The 21190-nt window shown below is 47.2% G+C and carries 22 protein-coding genes; 14 read left to right on the top strand and 8 right to left on the bottom strand.

The annotated features are described in order from the left end of the window. Positions 1-78: 78 nt before the first annotated feature. Positions 79-549, top strand: coding sequence for an orange carotenoid protein N-terminal domain-containing protein (locus NIES2104_RS06875; protein WP_058996998.1), 471 nt, complete (start codon positions 79-81; stop codon positions 547-549). Positions 550-663: 114 nt separating this feature from the next. Here the strand turns inward: NIES2104_RS06875 and NIES2104_RS06870 are convergent, their stop codons facing one another. Continuing rightward, positions 664-1134 carry a YbjN domain-containing protein gene (locus NIES2104_RS06870; RefSeq protein ID WP_058996997.1) on the bottom strand — a complete coding sequence of 157 codons (471 nt, stop codon included), beginning with the start codon at positions 1132-1134 and terminating at the stop codon, positions 664-666. A 231-nt stretch (positions 1135-1365) separates the two neighbouring features. Between NIES2104_RS06870 and NIES2104_RS06865 the strand changes: the two genes are divergently transcribed. Next, a complete protein-coding gene (locus NIES2104_RS06865; protein WP_058996995.1) occupies positions 1366-2241 on the top strand; it encodes a DUF2267 domain-containing protein in 876 nt (291 codons plus the stop codon). 227 nt (positions 2242-2468) lie between these two features. Here NIES2104_RS06865 and NIES2104_RS06860 read toward each other — a convergent pair whose 3' ends face one another. The 4 genes from NIES2104_RS06860 to NIES2104_RS06845 form a co-directional block, all read right to left on the bottom strand. Beyond that, positions 2469-2804, bottom strand: coding sequence for a hypothetical protein (locus NIES2104_RS06860; RefSeq protein WP_058996993.1), 336 nt, complete (start codon positions 2802-2804; stop codon positions 2469-2471). Between the two features lie 67 nt (positions 2805-2871). Then, positions 2872-3861 (bottom strand): Rieske 2Fe-2S domain-containing protein, encoded by a 990-nt coding sequence (locus NIES2104_RS06855; protein ID WP_225895212.1) that lies wholly within the window; start codon positions 3859-3861, stop codon positions 2872-2874. Between the two features lie 35 nt (positions 3862-3896). Further along, the gene (locus NIES2104_RS06850) at positions 3897-5675 is read right to left on the bottom strand and encodes an ABC transporter ATP-binding protein (protein ID WP_058996988.1); all 1779 of its coding nucleotides are present in this window, start codon (positions 5673-5675) and stop codon (positions 3897-3899) included. Then, entirely contained in the window at positions 5672-7438 is a 1767-nt protein-coding gene (locus NIES2104_RS06845; RefSeq protein ID WP_263970918.1) for an ABC transporter ATP-binding protein, read from the bottom strand. The genes NIES2104_RS06850 and NIES2104_RS06845 overlap by 4 nt, the downstream gene beginning before the upstream one ends. Positions 7439-7656: 218 nt before the next feature. Here NIES2104_RS06845 and NIES2104_RS06840 point away from each other — a divergent pair, with 218 nt between their 5' ends. Then, on the top strand, positions 7657-8448 hold the full coding sequence (locus tag NIES2104_RS06840; protein WP_058996984.1) for a Uma2 family endonuclease: 792 nt from the start codon (positions 7657-7659) through the stop codon (positions 8446-8448). Positions 8449-8611: 163 nt separating this feature from the next. On the opposite strand, the gene pntB is transcribed toward NIES2104_RS06840, so the two are convergent. Together pntB and pntA are read right to left on the bottom strand one after the other, a co-directional pair. Beyond that, positions 8612-10000: a Re/Si-specific NAD(P)(+) transhydrogenase subunit beta gene (pntB, locus tag NIES2104_RS06835; RefSeq protein WP_058996982.1), complete on the bottom strand. Its 1389-nt coding sequence runs from the start codon at positions 9998-10000 to the stop codon at positions 8612-8614. A gap of 9 nt (positions 10001-10009) precedes the next feature. Further along, positions 10010-11638 carry a Re/Si-specific NAD(P)(+) transhydrogenase subunit alpha gene (gene pntA, locus NIES2104_RS06830; protein WP_058996980.1) on the bottom strand — a complete coding sequence of 543 codons (1629 nt, stop codon included), beginning with the start codon at positions 11636-11638 and terminating at the stop codon, positions 10010-10012. Between the two features lie 302 nt (positions 11639-11940). On the opposite strand from pntA, the gene NIES2104_RS06825 reads away from it, so the two are divergent. The 11 genes from NIES2104_RS06825 to NIES2104_RS06780 all read left to right on the top strand — a co-directional run bounded on the left by NIES2104_RS06825 (position 11941) and on the right by NIES2104_RS06780 (position 20061). Further along, positions 11941-12666 (top strand): Uma2 family endonuclease, encoded by a 726-nt coding sequence (locus NIES2104_RS06825; protein ID WP_058996978.1) that lies wholly within the window; start codon positions 11941-11943, stop codon positions 12664-12666. Between the two features lie 116 nt (positions 12667-12782). Continuing rightward, the gene (locus NIES2104_RS06820; RefSeq protein ID WP_059001597.1) at positions 12783-13295 is read left to right on the top strand and encodes a DUF2808 domain-containing protein; all 513 of its coding nucleotides are present in this window, start codon (positions 12783-12785) and stop codon (positions 13293-13295) included. Positions 13296-13389: 94 nt separating this feature from the next. Beyond that, positions 13390-13536, top strand: coding sequence for a 50S ribosomal protein L34 (gene rpmH / locus NIES2104_RS30730; RefSeq protein ID WP_072218036.1), 147 nt, complete (start codon positions 13390-13392; stop codon positions 13534-13536). 8 nt (positions 13537-13544) lie between these two features. Then, the gene (rnpA, locus tag NIES2104_RS06815) at positions 13545-13892 is read left to right on the top strand and encodes a ribonuclease P protein component (RefSeq protein WP_058996977.1); all 348 of its coding nucleotides are present in this window, start codon (positions 13545-13547) and stop codon (positions 13890-13892) included. Then, on the top strand, positions 13882-14280 hold the full coding sequence (locus NIES2104_RS06810; protein ID WP_058996975.1) for a PH domain-containing protein: 399 nt from the start codon (positions 13882-13884) through the stop codon (positions 14278-14280). Before rnpA ends, NIES2104_RS06810 begins: the two co-directional genes overlap by 11 nt. 81 nt (positions 14281-14361) lie before the next feature. Next, positions 14362-15522 (top strand): membrane protein insertase YidC, encoded by a 1161-nt coding sequence (yidC, locus tag NIES2104_RS06805; RefSeq protein ID WP_058996973.1) that lies wholly within the window; start codon positions 14362-14364, stop codon positions 15520-15522. 11 nt (positions 15523-15533) lie between these two features. Continuing rightward, positions 15534-16037 carry a R3H domain-containing nucleic acid-binding protein gene (locus tag NIES2104_RS06800; RefSeq protein ID WP_058996971.1) on the top strand — a complete coding sequence of 168 codons (504 nt, stop codon included), beginning with the start codon at positions 15534-15536 and terminating at the stop codon, positions 16035-16037. 123 nt (positions 16038-16160) lie between these two features. Further along, entirely contained in the window at positions 16161-16661 is a 501-nt protein-coding gene (locus tag NIES2104_RS06795) for a DUF177 domain-containing protein (protein WP_058996969.1), read from the top strand. Between the two features lie 49 nt (positions 16662-16710). After that, positions 16711-18234, top strand: a complete 1524-nt coding sequence (locus tag NIES2104_RS06790) for an AAA family ATPase (RefSeq protein WP_058996967.1) — start codon at positions 16711-16713, stop codon at positions 18232-18234. A gap of 3 nt (positions 18235-18237) precedes the next feature. Then, a complete protein-coding gene (locus NIES2104_RS06785) occupies positions 18238-18684 on the top strand; it encodes a DUF29 domain-containing protein (RefSeq protein WP_192843566.1) in 447 nt (148 codons plus the stop codon). Positions 18685-18747: 63 nt separating this feature from the next. Next, positions 18748-20061 carry an ATP-binding protein gene (locus tag NIES2104_RS06780; RefSeq protein WP_058996962.1) on the top strand — a complete coding sequence of 438 codons (1314 nt, stop codon included), beginning with the start codon at positions 18748-18750 and terminating at the stop codon, positions 20059-20061. A 63-nt stretch (positions 20062-20124) separates the two neighbouring features. On the opposite strand, the gene NIES2104_RS06775 is transcribed toward NIES2104_RS06780, so the two are convergent. Continuing rightward, positions 20125-21150 carry a hypothetical protein gene (locus NIES2104_RS06775; RefSeq protein ID WP_058996960.1) on the bottom strand — a complete coding sequence of 342 codons (1026 nt, stop codon included), beginning with the start codon at positions 21148-21150 and terminating at the stop codon, positions 20125-20127. Between the last annotated feature and the right edge of the window lie 40 nt (positions 21151-21190).

Below are 21190 nucleotides of genomic sequence, written 5' to 3'. Positions count from 1 at the left end.
ATCTATCTTTTGCATGGGGATCGTCGATCGTATCCGCCATTACTTTAAGGGCATTCCTTATGAATTTACCGAGGATTTATGCCTTACAATCACAGCGAAAATACTCAACGTGCCTTGTCAATGTTCCAGAAGTACGACATTGATACTCAGCTTGCCCTCCTCTGGTATGGTTACTTAGACATCAAAGATGAGCTAAATCCTGGACCGCCCCAAGCTGCCGATCGCATGGCGCACACAATCTACGATGAAATTAAGGTGCTCTCGCAAGAAGAACAGGTTCAAGCACAACGCGACATTCTCAGCGGTGCAGAGAGCCAGTTTGGACGAAGCTACAGCGCATTGAGCAACAGTGCCCGTATCGAAATCTGGTTGCTGTTAGGACAGGGCATGGAAAGCGGCGAAATCATCAATGTTCCGTCAGACTACAAACTGCCCGAACAAACCCATGAATTCAGCGATTTTATCTCCGGTCTGAGCTTTGAAGAACGAGTCGAATTTATGCAGGCTGCTGTTCAAGGAATGGGCGCAGCTTCCACGAAAGCACAATAGTCAGACCGTCCACTAAAGAAAACTAAAAAGCTTTTTTCAGTCCCCTTTAGTGGACTTCGCACGATTAGCCCCGAATTCCATTCCGGGGCGGTCTTGCAACGCAGCGAACAACCCTCAAGCCGCTTCAAACTCCGATCGCAAAACATCATCGTTATCATCCGCGATCGTCGCCACAATGGTAATTAATCGCGACACTTCACCGGGCGATAATTCCGCGACTGTTCGAGAAGACACTACAACTACTTGATTGTTAAACGTTGCGAAATGCGACTCGAATGTCGTTAACCAATTCATCTCAAGCAATTTACGGTTTAACTGCGCTTCATTCTGGACGGGTAAATTTAGCACGGTTGCCCAAACCGTAAATGTATCGTCATCGCTAGTTCCAGTCAACTGCACGAACGTTTCTACACTGCCATATTTGAACTTCCAAACATAGCCGCTTTCGTTCTCATTGTGGCTCACCATTGCACTACTCGACTGATCTAAGCTATCGATGACGGTTTCGATTACTTGGATCAGGTTCATGCCAGCGGAGGTGTCTTCGGTGGTTAAAGGGTCGAGATCGGGTTGATAGTTCGTCATAAAGTCAAATGTGCGTGTAGAAGTTGAGTTCAAGGTAGCGTTCTCTGTCTCCCTTTTACCTCAGTCTTGGGGATTTCTTCACCTTTGTAGCAAGGAATTCAGATTTTGAAACTTTTTGTCTTCCTACCAAAGATAGACGCAGTTCCAAATCACGAATGTCTCACATGATGGATGAAGTGTTTGTCGCGATCGCGAAATAGTTGTGAGGTCACAAGTTATAGGAGAAGGATTATGACAATCACGATTCGCGATGACGTGGTTTATATCATGCTGAAAAAAATTGACGAAAGCGATAAAGGTCCGGGTCCCGATCCGGTTCAATTTAGCGCGACCGACTTTGCCAGCATTCCGATGTCTACGGCTGAGTTTCTCGGACACCTAGACTATCTCAATCAAAGACAGTACATTAATGCAGAGTTTTCGGGCAATGCTTACGCGAATCAGGACGATGTGCCGAACGCGGTGAACGAAGAAGAATTTGGCTTGAGAATTGCGAATACGTATGGTGCGCCAGATGGTCCATTGCCGCATTTAATCGAGTTTCAAAAAGCAGAACTGACTGAGAAAGGTCGGGCAATGTTGGCAGACATGGAAGCGAATCCGCCGAAATCGATGGAGTCTGGACCCACAGTCCCGATCGCTACAAAAGACACGCCCTTCCTCGAAAAAGTTGCGCTCAAAGGTGGCATTTCTGACCTGTACGATGCTCGTGACATCACAGAAGTAGTGTTCCGCACCATGCGCGACATGATGACCAATGAAGCGGTTGAGCACGTTTCTGAAGAGTTGCACGTTCCTTTAGATGAAGGCAACCCCGATCGCACTTTGTACACTGCAACTCCTTTGGCAACGGAAGTCTCTGATTTGTGGGAAGATACGAATCCGATCGTGCATTTCCTGAGCCACATTCGTCCGCCGCTGAAAATCAAAGCAGATACTTTCTTATTCCGTGTGCAGCAAGAAGCAGGCTTACAGCCGAATACAACGCCTGAACAGGTCATTTTAGCGGTGTTCTCGGCAACGAAGGATGAACTTTCTCAGGAGCGAGTTCAAGAAGTTGCAGGATTCTTGCCGGATAAAATTCGTGAACTGTGGGAAAGAGCGTAATTGATCATCGATCGCGGTTTTAAGAGGACGTTTGAAAGGTGTCGTTCAGCACAGACCCGCCCTGAAATGAATTTCGGGCTAATCGGCGAAAGTCCATTGAAATGGACTAAGAACTCAAAACTGGTGCTGAGTCTACTTCAGTAGACCTTCCACGGTTAGCCCGAAATTCCATTTCAGGGCGAGCGTGCAACGGAGCGAAGGAACTACTTCTACTTCTCAAACATCCTCTAACTCTGCCAAGTTCCTGAAAAGATGCTTTTAACCGCGATCGCAATTCTCCCCAAGTCCTCATTCAACAACGGCGGACAGTCCAAGCTTCGGGCGAGTCCGCTGTTGAATAACTGCTGCGCCTCGTTTGATACGAGAAACAATGCTGAAGCTAATTCTCGATCGATAACACTCTGATCTCTCAGCGCATCAAACACCACTTTCAACGCCAGCAAAATCGAAGTAACTTGACCCGGCATGGGGGGCTGGTTTTGCCCTAAGCGTCCGAGAAATGTATCACTAGCCTTGAGATTAGCTTGGTCGATGAGCAACCGACGAGCAGTTTCGTAATCCACGATCGAGCGTTTTCTAAGAATTGACTGTATCACTTTAACGCGAATTCACCGTTTTGCTCTGAAAATTCTACCGACTCAGATTTGGTTCTACAACTTCTGGAAAACTTTCAAAGTTCCGCCGCACCCAGTCCATTCCAATTTCATTGTTTAGCTTGATGTGTTGCGGTGTCTCAGGATAGAGCTTTCCTAAAATATCGGCATCTTGATCGACAACGGTTTCAACAAGTTGCAGAACATTGTTTTTCATCAGCCGAAACACCGGATGTTTGAATTTGCCAAACACTAAAACAAAGGTTCGGGTATGTGTTTCCGATTCAGGCACAAAGATGTGACATTGTTTGATTGTACCGATTGGAACTTCGCCATGAAAAATGACGATCGCTGGAAAATGGTTCTCTAAATGCGCTTCGAGCACTTTTGGCATTGCAAGCAGTGCGGGATTTTTCAAAATGTCTTGCAGCTTCGGTTTCGCTCTTGGCATGTCGTAATAAGCATGAGAGCGAAAACCTTGATCAATAAACTGCTTGAACTCGACCCGTTCAATCTCAAACAACGGGCGATGTGTTCCATTTTGATGGTTGTAATCGTGCATGTTGAGCAGCATTGTGAGTAAGTCTGTCTTGATGCTGCGATGTCCTGCAACTCCTGCAAATTCGTACTCTGCTGCAAATTCATCTAATACAGTTGGAATGGGTGTTTCCGGTTCAACTCCACCATAAGACCAAACCAAATCGCCTTGAATAATCAACTCCAAGGGCTTCAACAATGATTTTGTAACTTTGTTAGAACCTGGTAGCACTGTCGAGCCAGTTTGATCAAATTCCAGCGCATGAAACGGACAAGCGATCGTACTGGTTCCATCCGGTTTTGCCACGCACCATCCTTCGGAGAGCATTGCTCCCATATGCGGACAGGCATTCGGTAGCGCATGGATTTCACGATTTGAATCCTGCCAAATTACATAATCCTGACCGTACAGAGAAACCTTCATCGGTTGGTTTGGCTTTAACATCGATCGATGTGCCAACAACCAGGGTGATCCTTGCAGCATATTCATACCGTTTTGTCCTAAATCAAATCCCGATTCTATGATTAGACGGGTGTTGCTGTGTTTGAGCCGAGTTGCAGTGCATACAGATTGGCATAGATCCCTTCCTGTGCGATTAACTCACGATGCGTTCCATGCTCTACGATTCGTCCCTCTTGAACGACTAACACTTGATCGGCTTGGGTGACAGTACTCAGACGGTGAGCGATGACAAAGCTCGTTCGATTCTCTAGAAGTTTCGCGATCGCATCTTGCACCAGTGCTTCTGTTCGCGTATCAATACTGCTAGTCGCTTCATCGAGAATCAGAATCCGAGGCTGAATCAACACGGCACGAGCAATACTAATTAACTGCCGCTGTCCTTGGCTCAACATTGCTCCACGTTCACCTAAGTAAGTTGAGTAACCTTGTGGCAGTGTTCTAATCAATTCATGCACGTTTGCAACCTGTGCAGCTTCTTCGATTTCCGCCTGAGTTGCATTTGGGCGACCGAAAGCGATGTTTTCAGCAACCGTTCCACTAAAGAGAATCGTATCTTGTAAAACAATGCCAATTTGCCGACGAAGACTTGCTTGGGTTACAGATCGAACATCAATTCCATCAATAGTGACTGCTCCATCAGTGACATCATAAAAGCGCAGAATTAGATTAATAATCGTACTTTTTCCGGCTCCAGTCGCACCCACAAGCGCGATCGTTTGTCCCGGTTTCGCCAATAAATCCACCCCTTTCAAAACTCGCTGATTCGCGGTGTAGCCAAAAGAAACGTTTTGAAATCGGACTTCTCCTTGCAGCGGTGGCATCTCGATCGCGTTCGGTGCGTCATTCAACTGTGACGGCTCATCGAGCAGGCTAAAGATTCGTTCAAGTCCTGCGATCGCAGATTGCGCTTGTGTGTAGAACTGACTCAAAATCTGAATCGGTCTAAAGAACTGTTGCACATAGATTAGAAACGCTGTGACTACTCCAACTGTTGCTTGTCCTGTGACTGCGAGATAGCCACCGTATGCGATCACTCCCGCAGTCGCTAACGTATTAAGAAAATCAATCGAGGGTAAGAACGCCGCTGTGATTGCAACCGCTTGAATATTGGCATCGCGATTCGCCGCATTCAAATCTTCAAATTCATCAATGTTCAACTGCACCCGATTAAACGCTTGAGCTTCACGAACACTGCCAATATCTTCTTCGAGCTTCGTTGAGAGTTCCCCGATCGTTTTTCTCGTAACTCGAAAGCGCGATCGTGCCCAGCGTGAAAAAATTGCTGTGGTTAGAATCATCAACGGTACAACGAAATTACTCACTAATCCCAGTTGCAGATTGATCGCTAACATTGCAATGATGATGCCAACCAAGCTAAACAAGTTACCTAACATCTGTGCAACCGTTTGCCCAAAAGCTTGATTCACAGTGCTAACATCATTTAGCAAGCGACTCATCAAATCTCCCGCTTCACTGCGATCGAAGTAACTGAGCGGTAAGCTTTGAACTTTCAAAAAGATATCTTGCCGCAATTGTGCCAGAACATTCTGCACAATCCAACCAACTCTTACAATCTGTTCCCGAATCGCTTGCACCCCAATTACATAAATCGCTGTGATTACAACCAGCACATACCACAAGCCTTGCAGATTGCCTTGAGCAATCACATTATCGATCGACCATCCCACGAAAAATGGACCAACTGCCTGTGATGCCGCTCCAATCAGAACACAAAGAAGCGCGATCGGAACTTCTTTACGATACGGTCGCACGTACTGTAAAAACCGCCTCAGCGTTGACATTCGACGGGTTGACTTTTCAGTACTAAAAGAAGTGATCATGACCGTTTCACCTGAGATTCTAAAATTGCGCTGTACAGTGGGCTATTGTGCATTAATTCTTCGTGGGTTCCCTGCGCCACTAACACACCTCGATCCATGAGCAAAATGCGATCGGCATTCCGAACGGTCGAAATCCGCTGTGCAATCACAAACGCTGTACAAGTTCTTTGATCAATTAATCGATCGAGCGCTTCATTGATTTGATTTGCAGTTCTAGCATCGACAGCAGAAGTACTATCATCAAGAATCAAAATTCGATAGTCCGTTAACAATGTTCTTGCGATCGCGATTCGTTGTTTCTGTCCCCCCGATAATCCGACTCCACGTTCTCCCACGATCGTGTCATATCCTTCAGGTAGATCCGCAATAAAGTCATGAATCTGAGCCGTTTTCGCAACTTCGATAATTTCTTCCAAAGTTGCATCAGGTTTAGCGTAAGCAATGTTTTCTCTTAGAGTTCCAGAAAATAAGGTTGTCTCTTGAAACACGATGCCGACCTTCGATCGTAAACTCATCAAGTTAAAGTCCCGCACATCGCGCCCATCAATGCGGATAGATCCTCCAGTTGGGTCATAGAATCGAGGCAGTAAATTGACGATCGTACTTTTCCCCGATCCCGTCATTCCTAAAATTGCAATGAGTTCATTCGGCTTCGTTTCAAACGAGACACTATTGAGTGCTTCAGTGGTTGCACCTGGATAGCGAAAAGAAACATTTTCAAAAGTGATTCTACCGCCACACTGATCAAACGGAAGGGCATTCGGTCGATCGCGAATTTCAATCTCAGTATCGAGCACTTCATACACTCGTGTTGCAGAGGCAGCAGCTTGTGCGATCGCAGGTGCAGCAAATCCAATCAGCAAAATCGGCTGAAGAATGAACAATAAATACGAATTAAACGCAACTAATTCACCGATCGAGAATCGTCGATCAATCACTTGTGCGCCACCAAATCCTAAAACCGCAACCGTGATCAAATTGCTTAACAGAAAGATCAACGGAAACGTATTCCGAATCGCGTACAGCGTTTTCATGCTGACCGCAATCAGTTCATTGTTCAAAGCCGTGTAACGCGATCGCTCTTGATCTTCCCGCACAAAAGCCTTCACTACTCGTACACCGAGTAAATTTTCCTGCAACACTGCATTAAGATCGCCCAGTTGCTCTTGAACCCGCTGAAATAGAGAACCATTTCGACCGAAGAATCGAAATAATAGCCAAGCCGCCATCGGAACAACGGTTAATGTGATCAATGCTAACTGCCAATTCATAATGAGCAGAATTGTCGCGATCGTCACCAGTGTCACAACGGCTCCAATGACTTGAATTAAGCTAGTCCCGATAAACGATCGAATCTGCTCAATATCGCTAGTAGCGCGAGTAATCAACTGTGAGGTCTGAGAGCGATCGTGATAGCTAAAACTCAGCGTTTCAATCTTGGTAAACAGTTGGTTTCGTAAATCATACGCCAAGCCTTGTGAGGTTGATTCTGACCAAAACGTTTGTCCGAAATTGAACAAGCCTCTTGCGATCGCAGCCCCGACCATTAACCCCGCACTTTGCCAAACGACTGTAGAGTTTCGTTGAGCAATTCCTTGATCAATGCCCCATCGAAAAATCTGAGGAGTCACAGCCGTAGCGACAGTCAACAACAGCAAACTGACAACAGCACCGATCGCCACAAATCGATGGGATGTTAAGCCTTGCAGCACTCGTCTGAGTGGAGCCATTGATCCTGTGTCATTTTCACGCAATTGAGTCAAGGCAACACCACCTTTAGCTTAGACGTTGCGATTCTATTAACCTGAAGAGAGTTTAACATCTGCTTCAAGGCAGGCATATTAAAAGAAAATGATTTGAACACATCTTTCGATTCGATAGCTCCAGTCGAGTTGTTCGTGCCACCAAAGAAAGCTTGCAAACTCGTTGAGATAGAGATTAATCCTCTAAAATAAAGGTTAATCAGTTCTCCTGTAATCTTATGGTTCAAGCTGACCCCAATCGTGCAACCTTGCCATCGAGCCTTGAGCTTCCTTGTTCAGATGATACGCCTGTGGATAACGAGAATCAGAATTTTATTCCCAATCTCTTGCTGTTTCTGCTGGAGTTTGTTTGGGGCGATCGGCTCGATTGGTATTTCGACGTTGACATGGGGATCTATCACACCACGGGAGAGAATCCGCGAATTCCTGTCATCCCAGATGGCTTTCTTAGCATTGGTGTAGAGCGACGCAAGCAAAGCCTTCAGGGACGCGGACGCTTAAGCTATGTGCTGTGGGAAGAGAATTACATTCCGCCCATGCTGACCCTAGAAGTTGTGTCTCAAACTTATGGCAATGAATATGATGACAAGATGGAAATTTATGCCAAGTTGGGCGTCCTCTACTACGTCATCTACAATCCTGATTATTGGCGACGCGACCAGCACCAACCTCTAGAAGTTTATCAGTTGGTCGATGGCATGTATCAGTTGCAAACTGGCGAACCCGTGTGGATGCCAGAAATTGGGCTAGGAATTGGTCGATTCCAACATGTTGCTGATGCTGTGGAGCGGGAAGCACTGACTTGGTATGACAGGACAGGTAGCCGTTATCTGTCGTGGGCAGAGATTGAACGCCAACGAGCTGAACAGGAACGCCAACGAGCTGAACAGGAACGATCGGCAAGATTGAAGGCGGTATCAAGTTTGCTAAAGATGGGATTGGGAGCTGAGCAGGTAGCTGAAATGTTGAGTTTAACGATCGAGGAAGTGCAATCCCGCCAAAACCAGTAGAGTTTCTGCACGAACTCTAAACGTCTACTAGTAGATGGAATTCGCAGCGATTACAATCAAAAAAATCGCCCATCGAATTGCTCGAATCAGGCGATTACCATGACGTTTGACCTTGAAAGACACAAAAGCGTGTAAGCTTCTGCGGTTGCGAAACGCAACGGGGTTAGGCGGCGACCAATGCCGTTAATTTGCTGAGAATTGCATCGGTGTTCCTCTTCGCATCGCCAAATAGCATATAGGTGTTTTCTTTGTAAAACAGTGGGTTTTCCACTCCAGCATAGCCACTTCCAAGACTACGTTTGAGCACGATCGCACTTTTCGCTTTCCAAACCTCTAACACAGGCATTCCCGCGATCGAGCATTCTGGATCTTCAACTGCGCTCGGATTCACCGTGTCATTCGCACCAATCACTAACACGACATCCGTTTCAGGAAAATCATCATTGATCTCTTCCATTTCGAGAACAATGTCATAAGGCACTTTCGCTTCTGCTAACAATACATTCATGTGCCCCGGAAGTCTTCCTGCGACTGGATGAATCCCAAATCGAACATTCACACCCTGACTTCTTAGCACTTTGGTAATTTCAGAAATCGGATGTTGTGCTTGTGCGACTGCCATCCCATATCCTGGAACAATGATCACACTGTTGGCGTTTTCTAATTGCTCGATCGTTTCTTCGATCGAGATCGACTTCGCTTCACCTGTGATTGCTTTGCTCTTAGAACTATTTCCAGTTCCAAAACCACCCAGAATCACACTGATAAACGATCGATTCATTGCCTTACACATGATGTAGCTCAGAATTGCCCCACTGCTACCCACTAACGCACCTGTGATAATCAGTAAGTCATTCGAGAGCATAAATCCTGCTGCTGCGGCTGCCCATCCTGAATAGCTATTCAGCATCGAAATCACGACGGGCATATCTGCACCCCCGATCGCCATTACCAAATGCACACCCAAAATGCCAGCTAATCCACTCATGATCAACAATGCTGTTGTTGATTCATGATTCAAAAACTGCGCTCCTAATGCAACACAAGCAACTAACAATCCAATGTTTAGAAAGTGCCGTCCGGGGATCATTAAAGGCTTACTGCTGACTAATCCTCGAAGTTTACCGAAAGCAACGATCGAGCCTGTAAATGTCACCGCTCCAATAAACACCCCAACAAACACTTCGACTTGATGAATCGCTGCTTCTGCCCCAGTCAAAGTTTGCGGCTGTAGATGATTTGCAATTCCGACTAGCACTGCCGCCATTCCCACGAAACTATGCAGCATTGCAACCAGTTCGGGCATCTCAGTCATTGCAACCCGACCTGCCAGAATCGCCCCGATGATTGCTCCCGGCAGAATGACAGCGGCGAGAACTCCGTAGCCTGTAACATCACTGCGAAGAACCGTTGCAAGAAACGCGATCGACATTCCCGCAATTCCGTACCAGTTTCCCCGCTGCGCTGTTTCCTGATTCGATAACCCGCTCAAGCTCAAAATAAACAATGCACTCGCGGCAATGTAAGCCACATTAGAAAGACTGTCAAACATTGCACACCTCTATTGTTTTTGGAACATTTTGAGCATTCGCTGTGTGACGAGGAAGCCACCTGCGATGTTAATCGTGCCGATCAGAATTGCGATCGCGCCTAAGATCGTGGTTGCAGAAGTCGGAGTACCGGAAATCTGAAGCATTCCACCGAGAATGATGATGCCGCTAATTGCATTCGTCACACTCATCAAAGGTGTATGTAGTGCGGGTTTCACGTTCCAGATTACTTGCCATCCGATAAAGCAGGCGAGAACGAATACTGTGAAGTGACTGAGGAAGGATGGAGGCGCGATCGTGCCAATCCCTAACAATACTGCCCCTAGTAGTACTGTCCAAATCCAAGTGGGTGTCGATCCGGCACGGATCAGCTTCGCTGCGCGAGTTTTAACGATAGGAACTTCAACAGTGGGCGTTTCAACCTTCTGCGGTGCGGGCGCAACTTTCGGTAAAGGCTCAACGGTTTCACCTTGATGTAGGACTAACGCACCTCGAATTACTTCATCATTTAAATCAATGTGGTAGTTGTCATTTCGCCCCATATCATCGAGCAAATGACACAGATTCTTACCGTAAAGCTGACTTGCTTGTGCTGCCATTCGACTCGGTAAATCAGTGAGTCCAATGATCGTTACACCTTGGTATCGATAAATTCCACCCGGTTTTGTGACTTCACAATTTCCACCTTGTTCGGCTGCCAGATCAACAATCACAGAACCTTCTTTCATGCTCTCAACCATCGCTGTTGTAATCAAGGTTGGAGCTTTCTTACCCGGAATTAGTGCGGTCGTAATGATGATATCGACATCTTTCGCCTGAGCCGCAAATAGTTCCATCTCAGCTTTGATAAACTCAGGACTCATGGTTTTCGCATAACCACCCTGTCCCGTTCCATCCTCTTCAAACTGCAACTCTAGGAATTCTGCTCCTAAACTTTGAACTTGCTCTTTCACGACAGGACGAGTATCGAATGCCCGAACGATCGCACCCAGAGATCGTGCCGTTCCCACCGCCGCCAATCCCGCAACTCCCGCCCCAATCACCAAAACTTTCGCAGGTGGAACTTTCCCCGCTGCGGTAATTTGCCCGGTAAAAAATCGCCCAAACTGCTGTGCTGCTTCAATCACAGCCCGATATCCAGCAATATTCGCCATCGAACTGAGCGCATCTAACTTCTGAGCGCGACTAATTCGAGGGACGGCATCCATCGCCAACACGGTCGCCTTCCGATTTGCCAAATGTTCGACTAATTCTGGATTCTGATTTGCCCAAATAAAACTAATTAAAGTTGCGCCTTCATGCAGCAAATCTGCTTCATGTTTGTTTAAATTTGAATTCCAAATCGGGGGGCGAACTTTCAGAATTAAATCTGCATAAGACCAGAGCGTTTCTGTATCAACAATGATTCGACAACCTGCATCTAAATAAGCTTGATTTGAAAAATTTGCAGCTTCTCCCGCGCCCGATTCAACTAAAACTTCAAAACCGTATTTCTGCAAAATCTTTACCGTGTCTGGAGTTGCCGCGACTCGACATTCTCCCGCATAAATTTCTTTTGGAATTCCAATTTTCCGGTAGATAACGGGATGCTGACTTGGTGAACGTTCCGCCCCTGACTCTTTATTGATCGCGATCGTCATGCTGTCTCCTCAGTTGATGCGTGTGTAACAGCTTTTCTCAGTCATACTCGAAAACACAAGAAATTCAATCCCTCGTGCTTCAAAAAGTAATTCATCCAGCAAACTTTCAGAAATTATAAGTTCAGAATATGGGCAATCTAACAAAAACTTTTATGAGCCTCACTTCTTAAATGCTTAATGAAAAAATATCAACGATCCGCGCTGAATTTCACATCTTGAAATCTAAATTCAATCTGTTTAACAAATCATTAGAACAAATGCCCTGATACAATAAAAATTCCTGGTGTTTGAGATTTGCTGCCATGACACAAGCGATTCCCAAAGTTCCGTTGCTGGCTGACGACTCACCCTTGCCACCACCCGACTTGTGGAGCGACGAACCGCCCTTGGAAAGTGACCTACATCGTGATCAAATTGATTTGCTCGTTCGCTTGATTCGCTGGATTTTTCGCCCTGATGGAATGGGAGGACGCAGCGATGTCTATGTTGCGGGAAATCTAACGGTTTATTACAGCCCGAATCAGAAGAAGTCAGAATTTTTCCGAGGTCCTGATCTCTTCGTCGTTCTTGGCACTCGACCCGATCGACGAAAAAGTTGGACAGTTTGGCACGAAAACGGTCAATATCCAAACTTGATCATCGAACTGCTGTCTGATTCCACGGCGGATGTCGATCGAGGTGAGAAAAAAGAAATCTACCAATCGATCTGGCGCGTTCCAGAATATTTCTGGCTCGATCCGGTCACACTCGAATTTCAAGGCTTTCAACTGATTCAGGGTCGCTATGAGGCTCTGATTCCAAATCCGCAAGGACAGCTATGGAGTCGCGAGATTGGCTTCTATCTTGGAATTCACGATCGACAACTCCGTCTATTCACTGAAAACGGTTCTCTCGTGCCCTTACCTGAAGAAGCCGAACAACAGCGGGCAGAGGCGGCAGAACAACGAGCTACTGAAGCAGAACAACGAGCGGAAATCTTAGCCGCAAAACTGCGAGAACTCGGAATCGATCCGAATCAACTTTCGTAGGAACAAAATCAGGCTCGATCGCGTCGCTCTCGGTAGCCCCTCACGCGCATTCCTGCTAATCTCAATGTTGAATGAACTTAACCCCTAACTTATCTATGCTGCTGAAAGGATGTTCAATGCGTCGGATCGTCTCAACGCTCGCCATTGCGGGAAGTTTGGTCGCTGCGGTGCCCCTGGTTGCGTTCGCTCAAGGTCTGCCTGGATTGACCATCTTCAGCGGCGTTCAACCGGGAAAACAACTGAGCTATCGTCTGGATTTTGGTGGAAATAGCGGGTCTTGGGATCGCTATCGGTTCCGCATCGGACGCGACAAGGTGAAAGTCGCGATCGCTCAATTCTCGATCGATTACCCGAACTACTTCCGAGGCACATTCGACCCGAAAAACGTCGAGCTTCTAGTGAATGACAAAAAAGTTGCCGTTCAAGAAGTGCAATGGGAAAAAGACAACTACGTGCTCCAAGTCTTTCCCCAAGAACCCGTTCCGGCAGGTTCGAACGTCGAACTGATTTTTAACAATGTCCGAAATCCCAACAGCGGCGGCATGTTCTACTTCAACTGTCGCATTCTCTCTCCTGGAGATGTCCCCCTGTTGCGCGACATCGGAACCTGGATCGTCACGATTCAGTAATTAAAATTCATGGTACGCTAGTAGACTGTGACTTTTCCCGCAGTCTACTTCTTTTTTGCTTGGGAATTAATATCGACTCACTGGAGCCACGGACATGACGAAGCGCACTTTAGGCGGAACAAGCCGCAAACGCAGACGGGTATCAGGATTCCGCGCTCGGATGCGGACGAAAAATGGACAAAAAGTGATTCAAGCACGCCGTAAGAAAGGACGGTTGCGCCTGTCAGTTTCATCTTCCTGATCGCTGTTTTGCTGCCGCAAGAAAATCGACTGAAACATCGACGAGATTTTGATGCTGTCTATCAGCGCGGATTTCGTCGAGGTTCTCACTGTTTTAATTTAAGAGTGCTGAAACGTCCGGAGCAACCAACCCGGATCGGTATTTCGATTAGTAAGAAAGTCAGCAAACGTGCCGTGGTTCGGAACCGAATCAAGCGGCAGGTTCGAGCGATTTTGAGAAGTTTCTTGCCCAGAACAAAACCAGGATTCTCGATCGTCATTGGTGTGCGAATCGAAGCGACCGAGTGTGAATATCCTCAATATCTGCAAGAATTAGAGCAGTTATTGGTTAAAGCTGAGGTGCTCAATGGCAGTTAAAGAAGAAGTCTTCTACGAAGGTGGACCTCATATTGGGGATTTGATTATCAACGTTCTCTTAGGTTTCACCGTGATTTGCTTGCCGCTCACGGTCGGTGCGATCGTGCGGGCGCTCTGGTTGCGGTATCGCATTACTAACCGTCGAATTAGTGTCGTCGGTGGCTGGCAAGGACGCGATCGCTCAGATGTCATCTATTCGGAAATCACGAAAGTTGTGACGGTTCCCCGTGGAATTGGAACTTACGGCGATATGGTGTTAACGCTTAGAGACGGTAGCCGCCTTGAGCTTAGAGCAATTCCGAAGTTCCGGGAAGTGTACGACTTTATTAATGAGCGACTTTCTGAAAAGGCGAAAAAAGTAAGCGGTAGCCTTGGAAGTCAACCGTAAATTTGCGCCCTGAGCGTTACACTGGATTTGGCATTTTGAATGCCCTAACTCTTTAGACCCTAGTAGGTAGACGTAAAGCGAATGGACTTTGGTGTAAGCTTCTTATCCAATAACGTGATGCTGCCGATCCTGGATTTTTTCTACGGGATCGTGCCGAGCTATGGGTTGGCGATCGTAGCGTTGACTCTAGTCATTCGCTTTGCCCTCTTCCCGCTCAGTGCAGGTTCAATCCGCAGTATGCGCCGCATGAAGGTGACACAACCTGTGATGCAAAAGCGCGTTAAAGAAATTCAGGAACGGTATAAGAGTGATCCTGCAAAACAGCAGGAAGAAATGAGCGCGGTTTACAAGGAATTCGGTAATCCACTGGCGGGATGTTTGCCTGTCGTGTTACAAATGCCGATTCTATTCGCGCTGTTTGCAACTTTAAGAGGATCACCTTTCTCGGATGTTCCTTATACGGTGAACCTCCAGATTGCACCTCAAGCCCAAATCGAACAAGTCGCACCGCAAGCTTTTATCACGCCGCCTCAAAACGTTTATGTAGAAGATGGCGTTCACGCGAAAATTAGCGCGATCGCTCCCGCTGGCACAAAACTCGCTGTCGGTGAGAAAACCAAAATCGAGTTTCAAACTGTAGACGGCAAGCCGTTTTCAGAGCTTTTGAAGGAATATCCTGAGAGCCATCTGGTTCCGAGATTCAAAGCGACGAACGGCGCAGAGCGAATCAAGATTAACGATGACGGCACGATCGAAGCACTTCAGGCTGGAGATGCGACGATTCAAGCCTTCGTTCCTGGAATCGCTGCGGATAAAGGCTTCTTGTTCATCGATCAGCTTGGACGAGTCGGAGCGGTTGATCCAGATGGAACATTCCACTGGGACATCATCGGTATGATCGTCTTCTTCGGACTCAGCTTGTACATTAGTCAACTGATTTCAGGACAAGGTTCGACGGGCAATCCTCAACAAGACACCATCAACAAAGTTACACCTGTGATTTTCTCCGGTATGTTCTTGTTCTTCCCGCTGCCCGCTGGTGTCCTGATGTACATGGTGCTGGCGAACATTTTCCAAACGGGGCAGACCTTCATTCTGTCGCGTGAGCCATTACCTGAGAATCTTCAGAAGCTCGTCGATGCGGATGCTGCGGCAACTGCAAAAACAAGTGGTGGGAGTGCAAAGTCGGATGGTGGAGATGATACTCTCCCGTTTGAACCCGGTCGTAAGAAGAAGGCATAGTGTTGGAACGTATGGCTGAAACTCAATTACAGCAGCGGGGGCAGCAGTGGCTCGAAACATTTCTCAAGCTGGCTGCATTTCCGGCAACCGTAACCGCTGAAATCCGAAATACCTCCGCTGAAAAAAGCTGCTGGTTGACGATCGACCATACTTCCCTTCAGCCCAATCAAATCGAAGCGTTACTCAGCAATAACGGCGCGGTTCTCGATTCGATTCAATACTTGGCAAGCTCAGTTCTGAATATCGGGCAGGAAGAGCAAATCGCTTATACGATCGAGATCAACGGATACCGCGCCCAACGGCTGACAGAATTAACCGCGATCGCTGAAGATGCCGCCGCCAGAGTGCGCGAAACAGGCGAAGAATACGAAATCAAATCGCTTTCTTCTGCCGAGCGTCGTCAAGTGCATTCAATTCTTCAAGACAGTGCAGATATTGAAACATTTAGTCGGGGTCAAGAACCCGATCGGCGTTTGGTGGTTCGGTTAGCTGGATCAGGTTCAGACGAGACATAGCAGCTTGATTCGATAAACTAAAGGAGCGGGAAAATTGTGCTGTACGTGGCAAGTCTTCCGCTCTTTGTTTGTTAAGTGTAAGCGTAACTGAGATTACGATCGCTCTCTTCAGTATCAAATCCTATGGAAGCTATTCACATTCCTCGCCTGGTTCAGTGTCCAGAACAGACTAAAACGATCGAGTTCAAGACGTTTCTGAAAGACCTGAAAACGCTCACTCCGGTTCAAGGCTGGATCAAAATCACGCATCAAGGCAACTTTCTCGAAATTTCAGCCAAGGTAGAAACGATCATTACGCTGACCTGCCATCGCTGTTTGCAGCAGTTTAATCATCGATTAGCGATCGAACCCAAAGAAATGATCTGGCTCGATGAAACGGCGGATCAATTAGATGAATTGCCGCTTGATAAAGATCTTTCAATGGACGATCTGGTTGAAACCTTGTTGCCAAACGGTTACTTTGACCCTGAAGCTTGGCTCTATGAGCAGCTTTCGCTCGAAATTCCGCAGCGTCAACTCTGTGCGAAAGACTGTGCTGGGATTGAAGTGGCAGACGAAATTAAGAGTCCGGGGATTGACAGCCGTTGGGCAGCACTGCAAGCCTTGAAGGGTCATCTCAACTAGCTTGATTGTTGTACGGTAGTAGAAAGACCGTACTTTAAGAAAGCGAGTTATGAGTTTTAGCGACGAATTCAATCTGCTCGTCCGGGCGCGTTATCCGATCATCTACATTCCGACTCGTGAAGAAGAACGAGTCGAAGCCGCGATCGCACAATCCGCGAAAGCTCAAGGCGATCGAGCGGTTTACACCTGGGATTTTGTCGATGGCTATCAAGGCAATCCCAACGATGTCGGATTCGGAAAACGCAATCCTCTACAAGCGCTTGAATTCGTTGAGAAACTACCGATGAGTGCGCCTGCGATTTTTATCCTGCGGGACTTTCATCGATTCTTAGAAGACATTTCGATCTCGCGAAAACTCAGAAATCTGGCGCGATTGTTGAAATCTCAACCTAAGAATTTAGTTCTGTTATCGTCTCAAATTTCGATTCCTGATGATTTGAGCGAAGTGCTGACTGTTCTAGAGTTTCCGCTTCCAGGTGGGGCAGAGATTAAAACTGAGATCGAACGGCTAGTAAGTGCAACCGGACATCGACTAGAGCCGAAAACACTCGATGAATTAGTGCGATCGTGCCAAGGATTATCGATCGAGCGAATTCGTCGGGTTCTCGCGAGAGCCTTCGCGCTGCATGGTGAACTTCGTCCAGAAGATGTCGAATTGATTCTCGAAGAAAAACGGCAAACGATTCGCCAAACTCAGATTCTAGATTTCTATCCAGCTAAAGAAGATATTTCAGATATTGGCGGATTGGATAACTTGAAAGATTGGCTGATTCGTCGGGGTGGATCGTTTAGCGATCGTGCAAGACAATATGGATTACCGCATCCCAAAGGCTTGATGCTCGTGGGAATTCAGGGAACCGGAAAATCATTGACCGCAAAAGCGATCGCGCATCACTGGCATTTACCCCTACTCCGATTAGATGTCGGTCGCTTGTTCGGTGGACTGGTCGGAGAATCAGAGTCCCGCACTCGTCAGATGATTCAACTTGCCGAAGCGCTTGCACCTTGCGTGTTGTGGATTGATGAAATTGATAAAGCGTTTTCGGGTGTAGACGGGCGCAGCGATTCGGGAACGACCAGCCGCGTATTCGGAACCTTTATCACTTGGATGGCTGAAAAGCGATCGCCTGTATTTGTCGTTGCGACTGCAAACAATATTCAAGCTTTACCGCCAGAGATGCTGAGAAAAGGACGATTCGATGAGATTTTCTTTGTCGGATTGCCAAGTCAAGAAGAACGTCGATCGATCTATTCCGTGCATCTTTCTCGCCTGCGTCCGCACAATTTGAAGCAGTATGATCTCGATCGACTCGCCTACGAAACGCCAGATTTCTCAGGAGCCGAAATCGAGCAAACCTTAATCGAAGCGATGCACATCGGGTTTAGCCAAAATCGCGACTTTGCCACCGATGACATTCTCGAAGCTGCCAGCCAGATTGTTCCCCTCGCTCGAACTGCCAAAGAACAGATTGATTTTCTGCAAGATTGGGCGGCGGCAGGGAAAGCGCGACTGGCATCGAAACATAGTCAACTCAGCGATCGTATTCAGCGCCAACTTCAACAACCGGAGTAAATCATGACTCAGGCAAAACAGCGATTATTGTATGAAACTGACTACTTGCAGTGGATTGAAACGACGGTTGACGATTTGCGGCAAGGTCACTATGACCGCATCGACTGGGACAATTTAATTGATGAAATTGAAGACATGGCACGAAGTCAGCGGCGCAGCTTAAAGAGCAACTTGATTGTTGTGTTGCTGCATCTTCTCAAGTGGCAGTATCAACCGGAAAAACGAAGTAGTAGCTGGGAGTCTAGCCTGCTCGAACATCGCTATCGTCTGCGAGATGATTTGCAAGATTCTCCCAGTCTCAAGCCTTATTTTGAAACAATTCTGGCTGAGTCGTACATCAGGGCAACCAAACAGGCAAAAGCCGAAACCGGACTGCCGATAGACACGTTTCCAACTGAATGTTTATACGATGTGACCTCAATCTTAGACGATGATTTTTTACCGGATTAGGAGCAGATTTATCGATCGCATTCTTTAGTGCTAACCTAAAACACTGAATGCGATCGTACTCTTATGCAGCCTAAACTCACCAAGCGCGTCTCAACTGCCCTCGTCAATGCTCTTAGCGCTGGCGTTGTGCCGCGAGTGGGGTTAGACCAAATTGCAGTCGGACGAGAAAAAGAAATTGCAGCGATTCGACAGGATTTTGAACATATCGCGAATGGTGGGGCGGCGTTTCGATTTGTGATTGGGCGATATGGAGCAGGGAAAAGCTTTACGCTGCAACTGATTCGGAACTTGGCAATGGAGAGCGGATTCGTGGTGGCGGATGCGGATATTACGCCCGATCGACGTTTAACAGGTAGTCAAGGGGCAGGAGTCGCCACCTATCGCGAACTAATGCGAAATCTGGCAACTAAGAGCCGTCCAGAAGGTGGCGCATTGACAATTATTCTAGAGCGCTGGATTGCGGCAATTCAATCTCAGGTTGCACAAGAAACCGGAATGAAGCCGAACGAGGAAGGTTTTGATCAGCACGTTGAAGCGCGAATTCGATTGGTTACTCAGGATGTCGCGGATTTAGTGAATGGGTTTGATTTTGCGACGGTGATTATTGCGTATTGGACGGGATATCGATCGAATGATGAAACCAAAAAAGAATCCGCGATGCGCTGGTTACGAGGAGAATTTTCAACTAAGACCGAAGCGAAAGCGGCATTAGGTGTGAGGGTGATTATCGATGACGATTCTTGGTATGACTACGTTAAATTGATTGCTCGATTTGCAGCGGATATTGATTACAAAGGATTGATCATCATTCTCGATGAAGTGGTGCATTTGTCGAAAATTCCGACCGCGATCGCTCGTCAAAATAACTATGACAAGCTTCTAGCAATGTTCAATGATGCGATGCAAGGGAAAGTCAGTCATCTTGGCATTTTGATCGGCGGAACTCCTCAGTTTTTGGAAGATCCAAGACGTGGATTGTATAGCGATCCAGCGTGGCAGCGTCGGACGGCTCAGAGTCGGGTGGTACAGAGTGAAGCGATCGATACCAGTTCCCCGGTCATTTTTCTTGAGCCATTAAGTGAAAGCGAACTTCAAATCTTATTGCAGAGAATTGCAACTGTCTTTTGCACTCACTATGAACTGAAAAAACAGATTACTTCAAGTGAAATCACTCACTTTATTGCTGCGGTTCGAGGTAGCAAAATCGGGACTGAAACTCGCCTCACACCGGGTGAGATTATTCGTGATTTTATGACTGCATTGAATGTGCTACAGCAGAATCCACAGTTAAAATTCAATGAGTTAATCACTACTCAGCAATATCAATCTGCAACAGTAAAAACAACAGATGATGAATTTGCTGAATTTACGCTTTAAACAAAAATTTCGCTCCCCTAACAAGAATGTCTAGAGAGCGAAATTAACATCAGCAGATTTAACTTAGAAACCTGCGAAGTTGTAGCCGACACCGATCAGAATACCGACTGCGGACTGTCCGGTTACAGAAGCATTTACCGAAGCAGTCGCTGTGAACTGAGACGACAGCGGAACATCAATTCCACCTGTCAACAACAGACCGACATCGCCATCGTCACCCGTTGAAATTGCTGCGCCAATCCCCAAGAATGGAGCCGCTGAAAACCCAAGACCGCCCGTTGGACCTTCACCGAAGCTAAAGTCGTAGGTGATTGGCACAAGGATCGCAACATCGTCGTTGATTAACACAGACGGACGAACCGAGAAGTTTCGGGTCAAGCCAATTTTACTAAGAACGGCAAAGCTTCCTTGTCCCAAAGAAATATCACCATTGCCGATCCCGATGTTACCGCCGATTCCAACATAGCTAGACCCCGATCGAGTTGCGCGACCCGGTGCCAGTTCTTGTGTGGTTCCGGGTGTGGTGGGTGTGGTTGTGTCTGGAATGGTGGGTGTAGTTGTTCCGGGTGTGGTTGTGTCTGGAGTGGTGGGCGTGGTGCTCGGAGTCGTAGTTTCCGGTGTGATGGGAACAGTGCTCGGAGTCGTGGGCGTAGTGCTCGGAGTAATGGGGGTTGTCCCTGGTGAAGTGGTTTCCGGTGTGATCGGAGTCGTGCCGGGGGTGGTACTGGGGGTGATAGGCGTGGTTCCCGGAGTCGTATTGCTCGGCGTTACGTCGGAGGGATTGGTCGGAGTGCCAGAGGGGGTGCTTCCTGGAACCGAACGACCAGGAGTGATTTCACTGGGAGTAGAGGGCGTGGTTTGAGCAACAGTGAAGCGGGAATCAGTGGAGAATTCGCGTCGGATTGTTTGGTTCACATCGATCGACGGTTGCCCTAAGAGTGCAGCGCCTTTGATCGCGACAGGAGCGGTCTGAGTCGTGCTGGGTTCTTTTGCATTCGCCTTGAGTTCGCCTGCTACGAGCGCGATCGAAACTGAGATCAGCGGTAAAAAGAGTTTTAGCGCTGTTTTGGGTCGTGAATTCAAAGTCATAGTCGAATGGTTAAATTGATTGATTTCGATGCTTACTATT

Source organism: Leptolyngbya sp. NIES-2104, from assembly GCF_001485215.1.
Lineage (GTDB): Bacteria > Cyanobacteriota > Cyanobacteriia > Leptolyngbyales > Leptolyngbyaceae > Leptolyngbya.
This window is presented reverse-complemented; position numbering and strand designations above follow the sequence as displayed.

Coding starts and splice junctions, on each gene's coding strand:
- NIES2104_RS06840 (WP_058996984.1), top strand. CDS start 7,657: ATGGTTCAAGCTGACCCCAATCGTGCAACCTTGCCATCGAGCCTTGAG.
- pntA (WP_058996980.1), bottom strand. CDS start 11,638: ATGACGATCGCGATCAATAAAGAGTCAGGGGCGGAACGTTCACCAAGT.
- rpmH (WP_072218036.1), top strand. CDS start 13,390: ATGACGAAGCGCACTTTAGGCGGAACAAGCCGCAAACGCAGACGGGTA.
- NIES2104_RS06795 (WP_058996969.1), top strand. CDS start 16,161: ATGGAAGCTATTCACATTCCTCGCCTGGTTCAGTGTCCAGAACAGACT.
- yidC (WP_058996973.1), top strand. CDS start 14,362: ATGGACTTTGGTGTAAGCTTCTTATCCAATAACGTGATGCTGCCGATC.
- NIES2104_RS06865 (WP_058996995.1), top strand. CDS start 1,366: ATGACAATCACGATTCGCGATGACGTGGTTTATATCATGCTGAAAAAA.
- NIES2104_RS06780 (WP_058996962.1), top strand. CDS start 18,748: ATGCAGCCTAAACTCACCAAGCGCGTCTCAACTGCCCTCGTCAATGCT.
- NIES2104_RS06810 (WP_058996975.1), top strand. CDS start 13,882: ATGGCAGTTAAAGAAGAAGTCTTCTACGAAGGTGGACCTCATATTGGG.
- NIES2104_RS06825 (WP_058996978.1), top strand. CDS start 11,941: ATGACACAAGCGATTCCCAAAGTTCCGTTGCTGGCTGACGACTCACCC.
- NIES2104_RS06775 (WP_058996960.1), bottom strand. CDS start 21,150: ATGACTTTGAATTCACGACCCAAAACAGCGCTAAAACTCTTTTTACCG.
- NIES2104_RS06800 (WP_058996971.1), top strand. CDS start 15,534: ATGGCTGAAACTCAATTACAGCAGCGGGGGCAGCAGTGGCTCGAAACA.
- NIES2104_RS06790 (WP_058996967.1), top strand. CDS start 16,711: ATGAGTTTTAGCGACGAATTCAATCTGCTCGTCCGGGCGCGTTATCCG.
- NIES2104_RS06850 (WP_058996988.1), bottom strand. CDS start 5,675: ATGATCACTTCTTTTAGTACTGAAAAGTCAACCCGTCGAATGTCAACG.
- NIES2104_RS06820 (WP_059001597.1), top strand. CDS start 12,783: ATGCGTCGGATCGTCTCAACGCTCGCCATTGCGGGAAGTTTGGTCGCT.
- NIES2104_RS06785 (WP_192843566.1), top strand. CDS start 18,238: ATGACTCAGGCAAAACAGCGATTATTGTATGAAACTGACTACTTGCAG.
- NIES2104_RS06875 (WP_058996998.1), top strand. CDS start 79: ATGCCTTACAATCACAGCGAAAATACTCAACGTGCCTTGTCAATGTTC.
- NIES2104_RS06870 (WP_058996997.1), bottom strand. CDS start 1,134: ATGACGAACTATCAACCCGATCTCGACCCTTTAACCACCGAAGACACC.
- pntB (WP_058996982.1), bottom strand. CDS start 10,000: ATGTTTGACAGTCTTTCTAATGTGGCTTACATTGCCGCGAGTGCATTG.
- NIES2104_RS06855 (WP_225895212.1), bottom strand. CDS start 3,861: ATGAATATGCTGCAAGGATCACCCTGGTTGTTGGCACATCGATCGATG.